Here is a 624-nt window from a genome sequence, read left to right as displayed (position 1 = left end):
AACAATCTATTGCAGCCAGGATGATCAGGGATGTTATCGCCAATTCGGTAGTGATTACCATATTGGTGGTTGCCGGTTTTGGAATTTACAACATTTTGAATATGACCATTTATGAGAAGATTAAGGAAATCGCAATCCTGAAAGCCACCGGCTTCGCGGGAGTTCATGTGATCTCCATTTTTATCAGGCAGGCGCTGTTTATTGGTGTTATAGGAGGGATGATGGGCGTTTTATCGGGCTGGTTCATTTCATGGATGGTTTCACGCATGTACATCGGCACGGGTAACCTTAGTTACCTGCCTGTTTCTTTTTACTTTAAACACTACCTGGAAGGCTTTCTGTTCGGGATCGTCACTGCATTCTTTGCCGGGTATATTCCGGCCCGTATGGCTTCGAAAGTCGACCCGGTATCAATAATTCGTGGCTGATGGATAAGGTAACAGCGTTAAAGGTCAAAAACCTGAATAAATATTTCTACGAACCTGAAAAGTTTAAGGTATTGAAAGGGATTGGTTTTGAAGTGTATAAAGGAGAGTTCGTATCGGTGATCGGGAAATCGGGATGCGGGAAATCGACCATGTTGTATGTTCTTTCTACCATGGACACTGATTATGAAGGATCTCT

2 protein-coding genes are annotated in these 624 nt (G+C 43.1%); both read left to right on the top strand.

Annotated features, from left to right (window positions below):
- Window positions 1-428 (top strand): ABC transporter permease (locus tag ACNOHI_RS25105; protein ID WP_420477450.1); only part of this gene is annotated, 428 nt, incomplete at its 5' end.
- A partial coding sequence (locus ACNOHI_RS25100) for an ATP-binding cassette domain-containing protein (RefSeq protein WP_420477449.1) occupies window positions 428-624 on the top strand: 197 nt, incomplete at its 3' end. The genes ACNOHI_RS25105 and ACNOHI_RS25100, both read left to right, overlap by 1 nt.

Source organism: Noviherbaspirillum sp. ST9, from assembly GCF_048799745.1.
Classification (GTDB): Bacteria; Pseudomonadota; Gammaproteobacteria; order Burkholderiales; family Burkholderiaceae_D; genus Noviherbaspirillum.
Note: the sequence above shows the minus strand (reverse complement) of the source record. Positions and strands in the feature narration are given on the sequence as shown.